This is a genomic window from Paenibacillus thailandensis, from assembly GCF_042685365.1.
Lineage (GTDB): Bacteria > Bacillota > Bacilli > Paenibacillales > Paenibacillaceae > Paenibacillus_AP > Paenibacillus_AP thailandensis.
Window position 1 is genome coordinate 121,589 of record NZ_JBHUMY010000032.1, and the last position, 16,909, is coordinate 138,497.

Consider the following 16,909-nt stretch of genomic DNA (forward strand, 5'->3'; position numbering starts at 1 on the left):
TACAATAAATTATATAACGAACATATGTTCCAGTCAAAAGAAAAAATAATTCTTTGCTTCCCGAACGAACCCGGAGCAAAGAATTAAGAAGATCTTTATTTGTCGCCGGCCGGCGGCTCCTTGGACAACAGGCTGCTCAGTTCCTTCATGAACATGTCGATGTCCTTGAATTGACGGTAGACCGAAGCGAAGCGTACATAGGCGACTTCGTCTACAGGATACAATTGGCCCATGACGATTTCGCCGATATAACGGCTTTCCACCTCCGCGATCGCCGTCGTGCGAAGCTCTTTCTCGACTTCGGAGACAATGACCTCAAGGCGCTCGACGGAGACCGGACGCTTTTCGCATGCCCGAATTAAGCCCCTCAATATTTTATCCCGGCTGAATTCCTCGCGGCTTCCGTCCTTCTTGATGACGATAAGCGGCGTTTCCTCTACCATCTCGAACGTGGTGAAGCGCCTGCTGCACAGTTCGCATTCGCGGCGGCGGCGAATCGATTTGTTTTCGTTGGCCGGCCGGGAATCCAATACTTTCGTCCCGGAATGATCGCAATATGGACATTTCACGCTAATTCACCCTCCTTATAATTTCCGTATTTCACGCTTCTTAAATTTTCCAATAGCTACCTGTAATGAAGTTTCGTATTTCGCACATAATACAGATACCAACCGCAAGGAGGTGAACAACAATGGCACAAAACAACAACCGCAGCAGCAACCAGCTGGTTGTACCGCAAGCGAATGCAGCTCTTGATCAATTGAAATACGAAGTTGCACAAGAGCTTGGTATCACGTTGTCGCAAGATGGTTACTACGGCAACCTTCTTACGAAAGAGGCCGGTACAATCGGGGGTAACATTACCCGCCGCTTAGTGCAAATCGCTGAGCAATCCCTTGCTGGTCAATTCAAATAACTAATCGCTATTCCATTTGCTTAAAATTCAATATGAACTTTCCGCATGCAAGCGGGAGTTTATACGCCAATAAGAATGAAGTTTTCCCATACGCGGAAAAAACCATTCTTAAGCGGCAACAGAAGCCTTGGCAGGCCCGTCCTTACGGCGGGCTTGTCAAGGCTGAATTTGCGTTTTGCGATAAATGATTTACACTTTATTATAATGGATTTCCATGGACCCGGTAAAGCAAAAACCGCGTTCAACGCGGTTTCGCCGCAAATAGCGGGCACCCTTCCAGCCGAAAGGGTGCCCGTATGCGATCAGGATTGTGTGGGATCATTATTGAAACTCCGGATACAAATCCTTGTATTTATCATAATAATAAAGGACGCGCTGGACATAATGGCGCGTTTCGCCGAACGGAATCCGGTCTGCCGTCTTCAGCTCGCCGTTCCATTGGCCCGACTCCAGCCATTTCTTTACGTTACCGGGGCCGGCATTGTATGCGGCGACTGCCGCTATGCTGTTTTCATCAAATTGCTTATGCAAAGATTTCAAATACCAGCTGCCTACCTCGATGCTGACATCCGCCCGCTTCAGCAGCGCTTCTTCGGTTACGTTCCGAAACCCTGCCTGCTCGGAAACCCACTTGGCCGTATCGGGCATAATTTGCATAAGGCCAAGCGCCCCTTTGCTCGACACTTTGCCCAGCGAATAATTGGTCTCCGTCCTTATGATCGCGGCGACAAGCTGCGGCTCAAGGTCGTACGCCTCCGAGCTTGCGCGAATATCGTCCATATATTTGATCGGATACATCCATCTTCCCATTTGATCCGAGCTTAAAAACAAAAAAGCGATAAAACCGATAACCAGCAGCAAAAACACCCGTTTGCGAAGCAGCCATTTACCGATCATGACAACCTCTGGCTCGTCCAAAAACGTTCGATTTGAAGCTGCGTCTGCTCCAAATCGCCGCTGTTGTCGATTACCCAATCCGCTCTCCGGCGTTTCTCTTCAATATCCATTTGGAGCGAAACGCGGCGGCGAGCTTCGGCCTCGCTCAACTGGTTGCGGCTCATCAGCCTTTTCACCTGCAGCGCTTCAGGAACGTACACAACCATAATTCCTTCATACAGGTGCTGCTGGCCCGTCTCGAAGAGCAGCGGCACGTCCGCCACGACCAGCTTGTCCGGATGTTGTTCGCTGTAGCTTAGAATGCGCTCCTGCATCCGTTTTCGAATGGCGGGATGCGTAATGCCCTCCAGCTTGGCCAGCAATTCCTTGTCTTTGAACACGATCTCGCCAAGCGCCTTCCGGTTTAAAGTCCCGTCGTCCTGTATGACGGCTTGTCCGAACAAAGAGGCGATAGCCTCCAGAGCCGGCTCGCCCGGAAGGACAACCTCTCGCGCCACTTGATCGGCATCCACAAGGAAAGCCCCGCGTTCGACAAGCATGCGGGCAACCGTGCTTTTGCCCGTGGCGATCCCGCCGGTAAGTCCGATCTTCATCCGCTTCCACCTCTAATTCAAAAGCTTCATAATCCCCATTAAAATAAGCATAATGCCCGGAAGCAGCGACAACGCCTTCATTCCTTTCCATTCCGCGAAACGAAAGCCAAAGCCCATGCCTCCGATCAGAAAAACAGCGCTCGCGGCCGCAATCGCAAACGCCGTAGCCAGCGGCGGCAGCCCCAGCATCGCGGCTCCGAGCCCGGCGCCGAACGCGTCCAGCGACAAGGCCACGCCAAGCATGACCGCTTCCGATGCGGAAATCGTGCCGGAACGGTCAACGTCCGCAGCTTGCGGCGTCCGCAATATTTGGATGACAAGCCCCATCCGTTTAAGCTCCACGATCATCACCAGCACGGGATGCGTCTTATCCTCCAGCTTGGTCATAACGGGAGGCGTTCGCTCGCCCGCTCCCTCATCTTCCTTGCTTCGCCGGAGCTGAAACAATGCCCAGGCGCCGATTGCAATCAGCACGGCGGCCCCTGCGCTTTTGGCCGCGGCTTCGGACATATAGCCCGATATAAACGTCCCGGCCTGCATGGACAGCCATATGATGAAGCCCGAACAGCAAGCGATAATCACGACGGACAGGAACGGAATCCGAATCCGCCTTAATCCGTAAGTAACCCCGACGCCGAATCCGTCGACGCTGACGGCAAAAGCAAGCAGCAGCAAAGACGCCATATGCGCCAGCACCCGCAATCCCTCCCCGCAAACGGCGGACGAGCCCGCAAGCCGCCCGCATTGCGGTGGGGCAAGACGGAACTTGCGTTAGTGTTACATCCGCCTAGATGAATGAACAACATATCATATGCGGGGATGACCGTCCCGTGCCACCGTTCCGGCTGCTTGTCCGTCGAACATTGGAAGCATTGGCCCAAAGTTTAATTGCGCCTTCACTGATCCTTTTGCTTTTACCGTTTTTACCGTTTTTACCGTTTTTACCGTTTTTACCGTTTTAGCGCTTTTCGGCTTTCGCCGCTTTGGCCCGAAGCGGCTGGCATTTCGCGCATATATGCGTGCCTCTGCCGCCGACGACCAGCTTGCGGATCGGCTCGCCGCAGTTAGGGCAAGGCTCGTCCTTCCGACCGTACACGAGCAGTTGGTGCTGGAACATACCCATTTCGCCTTGGCCGTTCACGTACGATTTGACCGAAGAGCCTCCGGCTTCGACCGCCCGCTCCAGCGTCGCGCGAATCGCTTCGTACAGCCTTTCCCATTCGGCTTTTTTCAGCGAATCGCCCGTTCTTTCCGGATGAATGCCCGCCTGAAACAAGGCCTCGTCTACATAAATATTGCCGAGCCCGACCACATATTCCTGATTGAGCAGCAGCGGCTTAATGCGAGACGTGCGCTTCCCGAGCGCTCCTCGCAGCGCATCTAGCGTAAACTCCGGCTCCAGCGGCTCGATGCCGAGCTTGTTCAGCGGCGGGAGCGCGAATTCTTCGCCCGGCTTGAACAGATGCATCGTGCCGAACTGGCGCACGTCCTTATACCTTAATTCCGTATTATCGTCAAAATGAAAAATAACATGCGTATGCGGCTCTACAGGCTCGTCCGCATCGTATACGCCGTACCGGCCTTCCATCCGCAAATGCGACACCAGCACCAGCCCGTCCAACAGGATGCGCAAAAACTTGCCCCGCCGATCCACCTCGCGAATCGTACGGCCGGACAGCGCGTCTGCGAAAGCTTCCGGCTCCGCCGGACGCTGGATGATGCGAGGAAGCTTGACCGTTACCGAACGGATCCGTTTGCCTGCAACCAGCTGATTTAAAGTTCGTTTAACCGTTTCGACCTCCGGCAATTCCGGCATTTCTCCTCACCTCACCCATCATTATAACTGATTTCGACAAAATATGCGTTATTTCGCCTCGTACCAGTTAACGCCGTAGTTTACGTCCGCCTTAAGCGGAACGTCCAGCTCGATCGCCGAGGCCATCGTCTGCGGAACAAGCTGCTTCATCAGCTCCAGCTCTTCCTCCGGCACCTCGAATACAAGCTCGTCATGCACCTGAAGCAGCATGCGGCTTTTCAGCTTGCGATCCTTGATCGCTTCGTCCATGCGCACCATCGCCAGCTTGATGATGTCCGCGGCCGTCCCTTGAATCGGCGTGTTCATCGCCGTCCGTTCGGCGAAGGAACGGATATTGAAATTGGACGCCTTAATATCCGGCAGGTAGCGCCTCCGCTCGAGCAGGGTGGTTACATAGCCGTCTTTTCGGGCTTGCATCTTGATGTCGTCCATATATTGCTTGACGCCTTGGAACACGTCGAAATATTGCTCGATGAACTGGGCCGCTTCCTTGCGCGGAATATTCAAGTTTTGCGACAAGCCGAAATCGCTGATGCCGTATACGATGCCGAAATTAACCGCCTTCGCCTGCCTGCGCATATTGGCGTCGACCTGCTCCGCGCTAACGCCAAAGACGTCCATCGCCGTCTTCGTATGGATGTCCATATCGTGAATAAACGCTTCCTTCAGCCGCTCGTCGCCCGAAATATGCGCCAGCACCCGCAGCTCGATCTGCGAGTAATCCGCGGCCAATATATACCATCCCGCCTCCGACGGAACGAACGCTTTGCGGATTTTGCGACCTTCCTCCAGCCGGATCGGGATGTTCTGCAGGTTCGGGAACTGGCTGCTGAGGCGTCCGGTCGCCGCGATCGTCTGCCGGAAATACGTATGCACCTTGCCCGTATCGGGCCGCACCTCTTTCAGCAAGCCTTCCACGTAAGTGGACTGCAGCTTCGCAAGCTGACGGAAATGAAGAATGAGCGGGATAATGTCGTGATAAGGCTCAAGCCGCTCCAGCACCTCCGCGTCCGTCGAATAGCCGGTTTTCGTTTTTTTGACGATCGGCAGGCCCAGCTTGTCGAACAGGATTTCGCCAAGCTGCTTCGGCGAATTAATGTTAAATTCGGTTCCGGCAAGCTCGTAGATGCGGGCGACCGAATCGGCGATGCCCCGCTCCAGCTCGGCGCCCAGCGCTTCCAGCTCTTCCTTTGCGACTTTGACGCCTTGCAGCTCCATGCCGGCCAAAATCCGGGAGAGCGGCAGCTCCAGCTCGTAGAACAGCTTGTGCATGCCCGTTTTTTCCAGATCGTCGCGCTGAAGCGGCGCAATCCGCAGCACCGCGTCCGCCTTCGCGGCGAGATGACGGAGCAGCGTCTCTTCGTCCGGCACCTTGAACTTGGCGCCTTTGCCGTAAACGGCTTCGTCCGGCTGGACGCCCGGCAGCCCGTACCGCTGCGCTACGCCGGTCAGCGTCTGGCTGCCGTCGGTCGGATCCAGCAAATAGGCCGCCAGCTGGACGTCGAAGGCCGCGCCGCGCAACGGGATGCCTTGCCAGGCGAGCGCCAGATCGGCTTTATGCGTATCGTATCCGAACTTCGGCTTGTCCGGGTCCGCCAGCCAGCTGCGAAGCGGCTCCGCAAACGGCGCTTGCAGCGTATCCAGCGTCATGGCGTATACTTGTCCGCCCGCCGCGACGGCAAGGCCAAGCACGTCGGCGATATGCGGGTTCTCCCCGGCCGCTTCGACGTACAAGCCGTGCTCCGCCCCGTCCTGAAGGGCGGCTACCAGCTCCTGCAGCTTGTCCGCGTCCGCATCGCCTTTGATCGCCACGACGGCCAGCTCCGCCTCCGGCCGAACGCCTTCCGCAGCCGCGCCGCCTTCGCCTGCGCCAAGCTCGAGCCGCTCCAGCAGCGATTTGAATTCGAGTTTGCGGAACGCCTCCGCAAGAGCCGCGCCTTCGTATCCGCCGTACCGGATATCGTCCGCCTCCTGCTCGAGCGGCACCTCGCGGAAGATCGTCGCAAGCTTTTTGCTCATGATCGCGTCGTCTTTATGCGCTTCGATTTTTTCCTTCATCTTGCCTTTCAGCTCGTGCGTATGGGCCAGCACTTCTTCCACCGAGCCGTATTCGTGCAGCAGCTTCAGCGCCGTCTTCTCTCCGACGCCCGGGATGCCCGGAATATTGTCGGAAGCGTCGCCCATCAGCCCTTTCAGATCGATGAACTGCTGCGGCGTCAGGCCGTATTTCTCGGCCATCTCCTCCGGCGTGTACTTCTCCAGCTCGCTGACCCCTTTGCGCGTTACCGCCACCGTCACTTTCGGCGATACGAGCTGCAGCATGTCCTTGTCTCCGGACACGACCAGCGTTTCCACGCCCTGCTCGTCCGCGCGCCTCGTCAGCGTGCCGATAATATCGTCCGCTTCATAGCCGGCAAGCTCGAATTGCGCAATGCCAAACGCTTTCAGCAGATCCTTCATAACCGGGAACTGCTCGGACAGCTCGGACGGCGTTTTGGCCCGTCCGCCTTTATATTCGCTGTAACCTTCGTGGCGGAACGTGATTTTGCCCGCGTCGAACGCGACCAGCACATGGGTCGGCTTCTCCTCCTCCAGCAGCTTGAGGAGCATCGTCGTAAAGCCGTACACCGCGTTCGTATGCAGCCCGGCCGAATTGGTAAGCGGCGGCATCGCGTAGAACGCCCGGTTGGCAATGCTGTTGCCGTCGATCAATATCCATTTATCCATAAGACACCTCGCCTCATCTATGCAATCGTTACCGATATCATACCATAAACAAGCCTGTTATTTCTTGGCTCGTTATCGCGCTTATGCGGCGTGGGGGCTCCGGGAACAAAAAAACCGCACCGGCGCTCGTTCCGGTACGGTTCCATTGCATTAAATCGAGCGGTCAACCGTCATAGCGGAAGGCCTCCCCAGCAGATACCCTTGCCCGTACGGAATGCCCATCCGGCTTACTTTGAGAAGCTCCTCCTCGCGCTCGATCCCTTCCGCGATGACGGATATTCCCATCTTGTCCGCCAGCTGCTGAAGGGTATACAGCGTATGCTCCTTCATTTCGTCCGTATCGATATGACGGATGATCGAGCGGTCCACTTTAATAAAATCGGGGCGGAGCTCCACGATCGATTGAAGGGAGGAATAACCGGCTCCGACGTCGTCGATGGCGATCTGGTAGCCTTGCGACCGGTAATAGCCGAGCGCTTTTTTGACGGCGGCAAAATCGTTGATCGAGCTCCGCTCCGTAATTTCGAATACGACGTTGCTTGGCTGAAGCCCATAGCTTTCAAGCAGCGTCCGCGTGCGGCCGGGCGTAAACCCCGAGTCCTCTACGGCTTGGGTCATCAGATTGATAAACAGCTTCTGATCGCTGTTCAGGCCGTTCCCGACGCCGATCGCTTTCTCCCGCGCCAACCGGTCGAGGGCATAACCGAAGCCGTCGGCCTCGGCGAAGGCAAACAGTTCGAGCGGCCCTTTAAACCAATCGTTATCGGGGCAACGCGTCAACGCTTCATAGCCGAATACGGCGTCCCGGTTCAACGAACGAATCGGTTGATATACGGGATAAATCGACTTTTCGTTAATGAACCGTTCAAGCGTCTTGCGCTTCAAGCTTCGCTCCAACGCGCACGGCGTATCCCCTTGCACGATCGCTTTTTTCACGGCCTTGAAAACGGCTTCCTCAATCGGATCGTCCCCGTCGCTTTCGATTACCGCCGCTCCCGCATGCAAGATCATCCCGACCGGTTCTTCTCCCTCTATTCCCGCCGTAGCGGCAAAGCCGCCGCTCCACTCCGACCGCCAGGCATATGCATGCTCCAGCAGCTGCTGCTCGGCATGCTCCTTGCCGTCGGCGGGGAACGAAAGAAACAGGAACAAATCGTTGTGAATCCACTCCCTTCGCGCGTTGATCTCCGTAAGAAGCGGATTGCTCCCGATCGCGCCGTCCGCGTAAACCCGCCATTTCTCCGTCCATGCTTGAAGGTTCCCGTTATGCGAATGACTTTTCCGATGCCAAGCGAAATAGAGGACGCCTCGATGCTCCCCGATCCGTTTTTCGACCTGACTGCCAAACCTACATAGATGCTCCACGCTAGATCGTTCCCCTTATCTCGTAACCTTAATGTAAGTAACCCACCGCATAAGAGCTGCCTTTGATCGCTTTTGCGCGCTTCTTCAAGTCGGCGGACAAACGCGAAATGCGCTCCATGGAATATATGCGCGTTCCCTCGATACATAGAAGCGAAAGCGACAGGGATACGCCTCTTTGTCCGATGGCGCGGCCCTCCCGGTCGCGAGCCTCCGTCATTTCGAAATCCTCATAAAAGAAGCCGATGCCGCCGTCAAATTCCCGAATGATTTCCTTGCACAGCCGTTCGGGTTCCTTCATTCCCGTAAGGACGATAAAATCGTCTCCTCCGACATGTCCGACGAAATCGTTCGCCGCGCCGAACTCCTTGCATTTGAATTGGAGCGTGCGCGCCAAGTAACGAATCATTTCATCGCCCTGGGCAAAGCCGTAAAAATCGTTATACCACTTAAAATAGTCGATGTCCGCGTATATGATGGCAAACGGGTCCTCCTTGCGCAGCCTGTCCTGCAGCTTCGCCTGGATGCTTTCGTTTCCCGGCAGTCCCGTCAACGGGTTGGCCGTCCGGGCCGCTTCCGTGCGCAATGCCGTAATGCACTCGAGCAGCGACCGGATGGAAACCGCCCCGAGCAGCCGCTCCCCGGCCCCGTCCGTCACGATGACGACGTCGTACATTTTGGCCGTTTCACGGGCCATGGCCTGCTGCGCGGCTTGCTCGACCGAGAGCGCCGCTTCCACGATGAGAGGGCGTCTGTCCATAATGCGGGAAAGCTCCCGATTCGAATAAAGCGCCAAGCCGTAAGGGCCGGACAGCAATTGATGCAGCTTTTCCTTCATGATTAAGCCGACCGGCTTCGAGCCGCTCGCAATGACGGCCCCTTGCTCGTCATACCGATGGCGAAAAAACTGGTCAAGCTCGTATACCTTTTGATCTGCCTGAAAAACGGGAATGGGAGAAGCCAGCTGTCCGATTTCATAAAAGGGTTCCTGAGCGTTTTTGTAGGCGACGGAGCTTCCGGTTGCGGCAGCCGCTTCGCGCTTTCCCCTATAGGCCCGCTCCACCGCCGTCCGCAATCCGACATAAATCGCGGATTCCTCGCCGCCCGCCTGGTCCGCGGACGTTATGACGCTGCAGCCGACGATAGGCGCCGAACCGCTTTCTTCCTCCGCGTTGTCCTCGAGCCATGCCGTCGCAGCGCCGGCGAGCCTCTCCAGCTGGACTTTCGCCGACCCCTGTCCTTTGGCGCATTCCACGAGAAAATAGCAGTCCCCGCTTATGCAGAAGCTTCCGAAAATGCACGGCAATTGCCCGCCGTTCAAATTCGCAAGCAGTTCCTTCGGGTCGCTGCGGCCGGAAGACAAGCGCACGAACAGGACGCCGACGGCGGCGCTCCGCCTTTTGTGCTGCACGGCCGATACGAGCCTGGGATCGATTAATCCGATTTCGGTATCGTTCACGGCGAATCTCCTCGTTTTATCTGCTAATAACATCCATGGACAAGTGTACCAGCCGTTTGTGAGAGGAGATTAAACCGGAAGTCAACGGAATGTAAAACAAGACCTAAGACCTAGTACTTTATGCCGATTATGTCGATTATGTAAATTATACTGACACAGTTCAAGCGTTTTCAACGAAATTTACTGACAAAACATTTACACTAACTCTACTCTATTTTATAGTTGAAATAGAAAGACCGTTCTATTCATTTCCATAACAGTGAAGGAGGAATAATAAGATGATTCAGGCACGCACCAAGCAGGCTTTAAAATCTTTCCTCGCGTCAACGGTTATCGTATCCGGCCTTATTCCCGGCATTCCTATGGCCGATACCGCGCATGCGGCTGAAGGAGATTTCTCGCTGCGCATTCTTCACACGAACGATACGCACGCCCATCTGGACAACGTTGCCCGCCGGGTGACGGCAATCGAAGAGGCCAGAACGGACAGCACGCTGCTTCTCGATGCCGGCGACGTCTTCTCCGGCACGCTTTATTTCAACAAATTCAACGGCTTGGCCGATTTATGGTTCATGAATCAGGTCGGCTACGATGCCATGACGTTCGGCAACCATGAGTTTGACAAAGGGCCTTCCGCGCTTGCGGCGTTTATGAAAGAAGCGGGTTTCCCGTTTGTCAGCGCTAACGTCGATTTTTCGGCGGATGCGGACCTTGGCGGCGTATATAACGGCGAAATTTCGGCCGATCCGAAAAACGGCAATATATATCCCGCCATTATTAAGGAAGTGAACGGCGAGAAGGTTGGCATTATCGGCTTGACGACCAGCGATACTGTCGCACTCTCCTCGCCGGGCGAAGACATCGTATTTAAGGATTACGCCGAAAGCACGAAAACGACGATCGAGGCGCTTGAAGCGGAAGGCGTCAACAAGATCGTCGTCTTGTCCCATATCGGCTATACGTTCGATCAGGAGCTTGCGGAAGAGGTGGACGGCATCGACGTTATCGTGGGCGGACATTCCCATACGCAGCTGAACGCTCCGGAAATACATAACGCGGACACGGAGCCTACGGTCATCGTCCAAACGGGCGAATACGGCAAATATTTGGGGCAGCTTGACGTCGCGTTCGACGATCAGGGCGTAATAACGGAATATGACGGCAAGCTGATCGAGATCGACGCCAAAGACGCGAACGACAAATACGTGATCGAAGATAATGAAGAAGCGGCCGCCAAGGTTGCGGAGTATGCCGCTTCGCTCGAAGAGCTGAAGGGGACGATCGTCGGGGAAACGTCCGTCAATCTGGACGGCGAGCGCTCGACCGTCCGCAAGCAGGAAACGAATCTTGGCGACCTTGTCGCCGACGGCATGCTGGCGAAGGTCAAAAGCATCGTCAACGAGCCGGATGTCGAAGGATACGTCACGATCCAGAACGGAGGCGGCATCCGCGCGTCCATCCCGGCAGGCGACATTACGCTTGGACAATTGCTCACGGTGATGCCGTTCGGCAACAACTTAACCGCGCTCAAAATGACCGGAGCCGAAATCGTCGCCGCGCTGGAGAACGGCGTCAGCGGCGTGGAGAACGGGGAAGGACGCTTCCCGCAGGTCGCAGGCCTCCGTTTCTACTACGATTCGACGAAGCCGGGCGAAATCATCGATTCGGTCACGGGCGAAGTGACCCAAGCCGGAAGCCGCATCATCAAGGTCGATATTCGTAACGAAGACGGGACTTATTCTCCGATTGATCCAAACGCTTATTATATTGTGGCGACCAACTCGTTTATGGCCGGCGGCGGCGACTTCTACCGCTCGATGAAGCAGGCGAAAGACGACGGACGTTTCTATGAGCTTAATCTTGTCGATTACGAAGTGTTCACCGAGCATTTGAACAACGTCGGCACGGTAAACGCGGAGACGGAAGGCCGTATTATCGACCTGCAAGGCGCCTCGGTTCCGGGAGAATCCATTGCTCCGTCGTTTACGGACATCGGCGGCCATTGGGCGTCCGAAGCGATTACGAAAGCTGTCGATCAAGGTCTCGTGACCGGTTATGAAGACGGCACGTTCAAGCCCGACAACACGATTACCCGCGCCGAATTCGCGGCCATGATCAATCGCAGCTTCCCGATCGAATCGGAAGTTCCCGCATTGACCTTCGCCGACGCATCCAGCGTTCCGGCTTGGGCTGTGTCCCCGGTTGCCGTACTGACGCAAGCAGGCGTCCTGTCCGGGTACGAGGACAATACGTTCCGTCCGAATGCTCCGGTTACGCGCCAGGAAATGGTCGTGATCGTCGCCCGTGCGATGGAGCTGCCGGTCGATTCCGCAGCCGTTCCAACGTTCTCCGACGCAAGCCGCATCGCGGCCTGGGCGAAGCCTTACGTCGCCGCAGCCGAGCAAGCCGGCTTGATCCAAGGCTCGAACGGCAAATTCAACCCAAGCGGCAAAGCGACCCGCGCTGAGGTTGTTTCGCTTCTGCTAAAAACAACAAAGCAATAAGCAATCAAAGATATAGCCCAGGTATAGAGCATACCGCTCCTTACCTGGGCTAATATTTAAGTTGACTTCCTCTCGCTTCCTGCACTACAGGCTGCTGCCGACCCCCAAATCCGTTTTCACACTCTTCTACCAATAACTCAATATTCATTTTTTACTATTTTATACCAACTCAATCATTCACAAATGGTCGGAAATTTGCTTTGTACCAATATCCCCTTCACTCAGGATTTATGGTAATTATCGCTTTTTTACCGTTTTCTGTTCAACCTTACTCTCTCGACACATTATTCTTGCATTCCATCTCGTATTAACTATTTCTTTACATTTACTTCCCCCTGGTTCAACTACAAGTTTTTACCTACCCCGATATCCAGCTTTTCTGCTTTCATCGTTTCACCTTTCTCCTGATTAAAAGGGATAACAAAAAAAAGAACTAGAACCGTCGTAATGCATAAATTGACAACGACCGGCCATATCCTCACGTGTAGCGGTCCAAACCTAACTAAAAACGCCCATCAGCCAGTAGAGGCTTCAGGGCGCGGTAATGATTACAAATTCAATTCCGGCCGTTTGCCGGTAACGAGATAAACGACTTCTTCGCCGATGTTGGTCGCATGGTCGGCGATCCGTTCGATGGAACGGCCGATAAGCAGCAGATGAATCGATTGCGAGATCGTCTTGGGCGTTTCGGTCATAAGCGCGACCAGCTCGATCAGAATTTGCTTATACAGCGCGTCAATCGAGTCGTCGTCCTTGGCCATTTTGTAGGCAAGGCCTACATCCTCGCGGATGTACGACTGGATGGACTCGTAGATCATCGTCTGGCAAATTTCCGCCATGCGCGGCAGATCGATCAGCGGCTTGATCAGCTTGTCGCCTTGAATGCGAATAACCGCCTTGGCGATATCGACGGACAGGTCGCCCATCCGCTCCAGATCGCTTGCCATCTTGAAGGCGATCAAGATCCGGCGCAAATCTTTGGCTACCGGCTGCTGCGTCGCAATCAGCTTGGCGCCGACCGCGGAGATTGTCTCCTCAATCTGATTCAGCTCCGTATCCTGCTTGATGATCGTCTCGGCGCTTGCTTTATCCAGCTGCTGCAGCGCCGTCATCGATTCGCCGAGCACCTTCTCGACGCGTTCGCCCATTTCGACCAGCAATGACTTGAGCTGCTCCAAGCCTTCGTCCAGTTCTTTTCTTACAACCATCTTCATTCTCCCCTCAAAGCCTGGTAGCTTCATCCTTAATGATATAGATTGTACAGTGCGGACGTCCCGCTCTATGCCTGCGGATCAGCCGAAGCGTCCCGTGATATACTGCTCCGTACGGGCGTCCACCGGCGTAGAGAACAGCTCCTCGGTCGCACCCGCTTCGACGACTTCGCCGTTTAAGAAAAAGACCGTTTGATCGGATACGCGTGCCGCCTGATGCATGTTATGCGTCACCATGACGATCGTATATTGGTTCTTGAGCTCCTGCACGAGCTCTTCGATTTTCAGGGTGGATATCGGATCAAGCGCCGAGGTCGATTCGTCCATCAGCAGAATTTCCGGTTGGACGGCCAGCGCCCTGGCGATGCACAGACGCTGCTGCTGGCCGCCGGACAAGCCCATGGCCGATTTGTGCAGCAGATCTTTTACTTCATCCCATAGGGAAGCGCCGATCAAGCTTTGCTCCACCAGCTCGTCGAGTTTCTTTTTATCCTTAATCTTATGCAGGCGAGGCCCGTACGCGACATTGTCATAGATCGAAATCGGAAACGGGTTGGCTTGCTGGAACACCATCCCTACCCGTTTGCGAAGCGCTTCGACTTCCATCTGAGGGGAGTAAATGTCTTCGCCCGAAATTTCGATAGAGCCTTCGATGCGAATGCCGTTAATGAAATCGTTCATCCGGTTCAGCGTGCGCAGAAAGGTGGACTTGCCGCAGCCCGAAGGTCCGATGAGCGCCGTTATGGCATGCTCCGGAATGGAAAGCCCGACGTTTTTGAGCGCGTGAAAATCGCCGTAATAAAGCTGAAGGTTGTTGACGTTAATTTTCGTTTGCATCGTATCTCCTCCCTTCCGCTTACCCGAACCTGCCGGAAATATAGTCGTCGGTCTGTTTTTCCGCCGGTTCCGTAAATATTTTTTGCGTATCGTCATGCTCGATCAGCTTGCCCATGTAGAAAAACGCCGTTTTGTCGGAAATCCGGGCCGCCTGATGCATGTTATGCGTCACGATGACGATGCAATAGTCGCGCTTCAGCTCCGTGATGAGCTCCTCGATTTTGGCCGTCGAGACCGGGTCGAGCGCCGAGGCCGGCTCATCCATCAGAATGATGCGCGGCTCGACGGCAATCGACCGGGCGATGCAGAGCCGCTGCTGCTGGCCGCCGGAAAGCGAAAGCGCCGACTGCTTCAGCCGGTCTTTCGTCTCTTCCCACAGCGCAGCCTTGCGCAAGCTTTGCTCCACGATTTCGTCCAGCTTCTTTTTGTCGCGGATACCGTGATAACGAGGGCCGAAGGCAATATTTTCATAGATCGATTTATGAAAAGGGTCCGGGCGCTGCCACACCATGCCGATCTGCTGGCGCAGCAAAACGACGTCCACGGCCGGATCCAAAATGTTCTGGCCTTCGATCCATACTTCGCCCGTAATCCGGGCGCCGCTGATCAAATCGTTCATCCGGTTCAGGCTTCTCAGAAACGTCGATTTGCCGCAGCCCGAAGGTCCGATCAGCGCCGTCACCTGCTTCCGTTCAAAGTCCAGGGATACCTTCTTGACGGCTTCCTTCTCGCCGTAAAACACGCTTAAATCTTTGACGGATAACGCTAGTTCTCCCATCCTGGTCGATGCTCCTTTCTACTTCGATGCCGTAAGCTTGCGATGGATGCGGCGGCCCAGCCAGCGTGCCGTCAAGTTGAACAGCAGCACCACGATAATAAGCACGGCCGACGCGCCTGCGGCGATTTCAGCGGCGTCCGGCGCCCGGCCTTCGCTGTTTATTTTCCAAATATGAACCGCCAGCGTCTCCGCCGGCCGCATCGGGTTGAGCGGCGAGAACGGGCTAAGCGGGTTCCAATCCGTAAAGTCAAGGCGCGGCGAGCTCATTCCCGCCGTAAACAACAGCGCGGCCGCTTCGCCGAACACACGGCCGGAAGCAAGAATCGTCCCGGTGAGAATATTCGGGATGGCGATCGGCATCATAACCGATGTAATCGTCTTCCAGCGGGAGAGGCCAAGCGCAAGGCTCGCTTCCTTCTGCTCGTTCGGCACCCCGCGGAGCGCCTGCTCCGTAATCCGCACCATAAGCGGAAGATTGAAAACCGTGAGCGCAAGCGCGCCCGACAGCAGCGAAAAGCCTAAATTAAAATAATTGACGATAACCAGCAAGCCGAACAAGCCGACGACGATCGACGGAAAGGACGACAATACCTCGACGACCAGCCGGATAAAATTCGTAAATTTGCCCGGCTTCGCGTATTCGGCCATATAAATGCCGGCCCCGACGCCAAGCGGAACGGTTATGATCAGCGTCAATACGAGCAAGAATACGGAGTTGAACAGCTGCGGCCCGATGCCGCCGCCCGCTTTGAACGACTGCGGGACCGAAGTCAGGAAGTGCCAGCTGATATGGCCGATGCCGCGGACAAGAATGAAGCCCAGCAGCCCGATTAGAATAAGCACGATAAGTCCGGTTACCGCAACGATGACGGCTGTCGCGATGCGGTCGGCTACTTTGGCGTTCATACTTTCGATCTCCTTTCCAGCCATCTAACGATAAACACGAATACGAATGTCATCAGCATCAGAATGAGCGCAAGCGACCAAAGCGCGTTGTTATGGGTCGAACCGGTGACGGTATTGCCCATGCTAAGGGTAATGACGCTGGTCAGCGTCGACGCCGACTCAAACAGCGAATGCGGAATATGCGGCGCGTTGCCGATAACCATCTGAACGGCAAGCGCTTCGCCGAACGCGCGGGAGATGCCGAGCACGACGCCGGTCAGCAAGGCCGGCAGCATGGTCGGCAGCACGATGCGGCGGATCGTCTGCCATCTCGTTGCGCCCAGGGCGTACGAGCCTTCCTTAAGCCCCCCCGGAAGCGCGGCGAGCGCGTCCGTCGCGATCGTCGTAATCGTCGGAAGGATCATGATCGACAGTACGATGCCGCCCGCAAGGATGCCAAGCCCTTGACCCGGAAACACGCTGCGGAAAAACGGAACGATAATCGACAAGCCGACAAAGCCGTAAACGACGGACGGAATACCCGCCAGCAATTCGATAACGGGCTGCAGAACCTTCCGGCCGATTTTCGGCGATATTTCCGTCATGAACAACGCCGCGCAGATGGCGAGCGGCGCGGAGATAACGGCGGCTAACAAGGACGTGCTGAAGGAGCCGAAGATGAAAGGCAGCGCGCCGAACATCGGCGGCGATCCTTCCGGACTCCATTTGATGCCGCTAAGGAAACTCCAAACATTTATTTTATCGGTAACAAAGGTGCTTGCTCCGCGGGAAGCCACGAAATAAACCATCGAGAAAATGGTAACGATAAGAAAAGCAATACAGATGAACGTATATACTTTTCCTACCCATTCCTCGACAATATGCGGTTTGGCTATACGACGTTTGTCATCTTGGGTCATAGAT

General features: G+C 55.3%; 15 protein-coding genes. 2 read left to right on the forward strand and 13 right to left on the reverse strand.

Going from position 1 to position 16,909, the window contains the following annotated elements; all coding sequences use genetic code 11:
* Positions 1–95: 95 nt before the first annotated feature.
* Positions 96–569: a transcriptional regulator NrdR gene (nrdR, locus tag ACFSW5_RS21250; protein ID WP_379277612.1), complete on the reverse strand. Its 474-nt coding sequence runs from the start codon at positions 567–569 to the stop codon at positions 96–98.
* A gap of 122 nt (positions 570–691) precedes the next feature.
* Between nrdR and ACFSW5_RS21255 the strand changes: the two genes are divergently transcribed.
* Complete coding sequence (locus ACFSW5_RS21255) at positions 692–916, forward strand: small, acid-soluble spore protein, alpha/beta type (protein WP_379277615.1); 225 nt, start codon at positions 692–694, stop codon at positions 914–916.
* Positions 917–1,237: 321 nt separating this feature from the next.
* On the opposite strand, the gene ACFSW5_RS21260 is transcribed toward ACFSW5_RS21255, so the two are convergent.
* The 7 genes from ACFSW5_RS21260 to ACFSW5_RS21290 form a co-directional block, all read right to left on the reverse strand.
* Positions 1,238–1,813: a lytic transglycosylase domain-containing protein gene (locus ACFSW5_RS21260; RefSeq protein WP_379277617.1), complete on the reverse strand. Its 576-nt coding sequence runs from the start codon at positions 1,811–1,813 to the stop codon at positions 1,238–1,240.
* Positions 1,810–2,406 (reverse strand): dephospho-CoA kinase, encoded by a 597-nt coding sequence (coaE, locus tag ACFSW5_RS21265; protein ID WP_379277619.1) that lies wholly within the window; start codon positions 2,404–2,406, stop codon positions 1,810–1,812. Before coaE ends, ACFSW5_RS21260 begins: the two co-directional genes overlap by 4 nt.
* A 12-nt stretch (positions 2,407–2,418) precedes the next feature.
* Positions 2,419–3,102 carry a sporulation membrane protein YtaF gene (ytaF, locus tag ACFSW5_RS21270; RefSeq protein ID WP_379277622.1) on the reverse strand — a complete coding sequence of 228 codons (684 nt, stop codon included), beginning with the start codon at positions 3,100–3,102 and terminating at the stop codon, positions 2,419–2,421.
* A gap of 262 nt (positions 3,103–3,364) precedes the next feature.
* Positions 3,365–4,222 carry a DNA-formamidopyrimidine glycosylase gene (gene mutM / locus ACFSW5_RS21275; RefSeq protein WP_379277625.1) on the reverse strand — a complete coding sequence of 286 codons (858 nt, stop codon included), beginning with the start codon at positions 4,220–4,222 and terminating at the stop codon, positions 3,365–3,367.
* 48 nt (positions 4,223–4,270) lie between these two features.
* Positions 4,271–6,949 (reverse strand): DNA polymerase I, encoded by a 2,679-nt coding sequence (polA, locus tag ACFSW5_RS21280; protein WP_379277627.1) that lies wholly within the window; start codon positions 6,947–6,949, stop codon positions 4,271–4,273.
* 150 nt (positions 6,950–7,099) lie between these two features.
* On the reverse strand, positions 7,100–8,314 hold the full coding sequence (locus ACFSW5_RS21285; protein WP_379277631.1) for an EAL domain-containing protein: 1,215 nt from the start codon (positions 8,312–8,314) through the stop codon (positions 7,100–7,102).
* A gap of 28 nt (positions 8,315–8,342) precedes the next feature.
* Positions 8,343–9,770, reverse strand: a complete 1,428-nt coding sequence (locus ACFSW5_RS21290; protein WP_379277633.1) for a GGDEF domain-containing protein — start codon at positions 9,768–9,770, stop codon at positions 8,343–8,345.
* A 278-nt stretch (positions 9,771–10,048) separates the two neighbouring features.
* On the opposite strand from ACFSW5_RS21290, the gene ACFSW5_RS21295 reads away from it, so the two are divergent.
* Positions 10,049–12,274, forward strand: a complete 2,226-nt coding sequence (locus ACFSW5_RS21295) for an S-layer homology domain-containing protein (protein WP_379277635.1) — start codon at positions 10,049–10,051, stop codon at positions 12,272–12,274.
* A 548-nt stretch (positions 12,275–12,822) separates the two neighbouring features.
* Here ACFSW5_RS21295 and phoU read toward each other — a convergent pair.
* The 5 genes from phoU to pstC all read right to left on the reverse strand — a co-directional run bounded on the left by phoU (position 12,823) and on the right by pstC (position 16,905).
* Entirely contained in the window at positions 12,823–13,482 is a 660-nt protein-coding gene (gene phoU / locus ACFSW5_RS21300; RefSeq protein ID WP_379277637.1) for a phosphate signaling complex protein PhoU, read from the reverse strand.
* A gap of 84 nt (positions 13,483–13,566) precedes the next feature.
* Complete coding sequence (pstB, locus tag ACFSW5_RS21305) at positions 13,567–14,322, reverse strand: phosphate ABC transporter ATP-binding protein PstB (protein WP_379277640.1); 756 nt, start codon at positions 14,320–14,322, stop codon at positions 13,567–13,569.
* A gap of 19 nt (positions 14,323–14,341) precedes the next feature.
* Positions 14,342–15,100, reverse strand: coding sequence for a phosphate ABC transporter ATP-binding protein PstB (pstB, locus tag ACFSW5_RS21310; protein ID WP_379277643.1), 759 nt, complete (start codon positions 15,098–15,100; stop codon positions 14,342–14,344).
* Between the two features lie 18 nt (positions 15,101–15,118).
* The gene (gene pstA / locus ACFSW5_RS21315; protein WP_379277645.1) at positions 15,119–16,006 is read right to left on the reverse strand and encodes a phosphate ABC transporter permease PstA; all 888 of its coding nucleotides are present in this window, start codon (positions 16,004–16,006) and stop codon (positions 15,119–15,121) included.
* Positions 16,003–16,905 carry a phosphate ABC transporter permease subunit PstC gene (gene pstC / locus ACFSW5_RS21320; RefSeq protein WP_379277647.1) on the reverse strand — a complete coding sequence of 301 codons (903 nt, stop codon included), beginning with the start codon at positions 16,903–16,905 and terminating at the stop codon, positions 16,003–16,005. The genes pstA and pstC overlap by 4 nt, the downstream gene beginning before the upstream one ends.
* Between the last annotated feature and the right edge of the window lie 4 nt (positions 16,906–16,909).

Excerpts from the sequence above, each read along its gene's own strand:
- polA (WP_379277627.1), bottom strand. The coding sequence starts at position 6,949 with ATGGATAAATGGATATTGATCGACGGCAACAGCATTGCCAACCGGGCG.
- ACFSW5_RS21260 (WP_379277617.1), bottom strand. The coding sequence starts at position 1,813 with ATGATCGGTAAATGGCTGCTTCGCAAACGGGTGTTTTTGCTGCTGGTT.
- pstB (WP_379277640.1), bottom strand. The coding sequence starts at position 14,322 with ATGCAAACGAAAATTAACGTCAACAACCTTCAGCTTTATTACGGCGAT.
- pstC (WP_379277647.1), bottom strand. The coding sequence starts at position 16,905 with ATGACCCAAGATGACAAACGTCGTATAGCCAAACCGCATATTGTCGAG.
- ACFSW5_RS21295 (WP_379277635.1), top strand. The coding sequence starts at position 10,049 with ATGATTCAGGCACGCACCAAGCAGGCTTTAAAATCTTTCCTCGCGTCA.
- phoU (WP_379277637.1), bottom strand. The coding sequence starts at position 13,482 with ATGGTTGTAAGAAAAGAACTGGACGAAGGCTTGGAGCAGCTCAAGTCA.
- pstA (WP_379277645.1), bottom strand. The coding sequence starts at position 16,006 with ATGAACGCCAAAGTAGCCGACCGCATCGCGACAGCCGTCATCGTTGCG.
- mutM (WP_379277625.1), bottom strand. The coding sequence starts at position 4,222 with ATGCCGGAATTGCCGGAGGTCGAAACGGTTAAACGAACTTTAAATCAG.
- coaE (WP_379277619.1), bottom strand. The coding sequence starts at position 2,406 with ATGAAGATCGGACTTACCGGCGGGATCGCCACGGGCAAAAGCACGGTT.
- ACFSW5_RS21255 (WP_379277615.1), top strand. The coding sequence starts at position 692 with ATGGCACAAAACAACAACCGCAGCAGCAACCAGCTGGTTGTACCGCAA.
- pstB (WP_379277643.1), bottom strand. The coding sequence starts at position 15,100 with ATGGGAGAACTAGCGTTATCCGTCAAAGATTTAAGCGTGTTTTACGGC.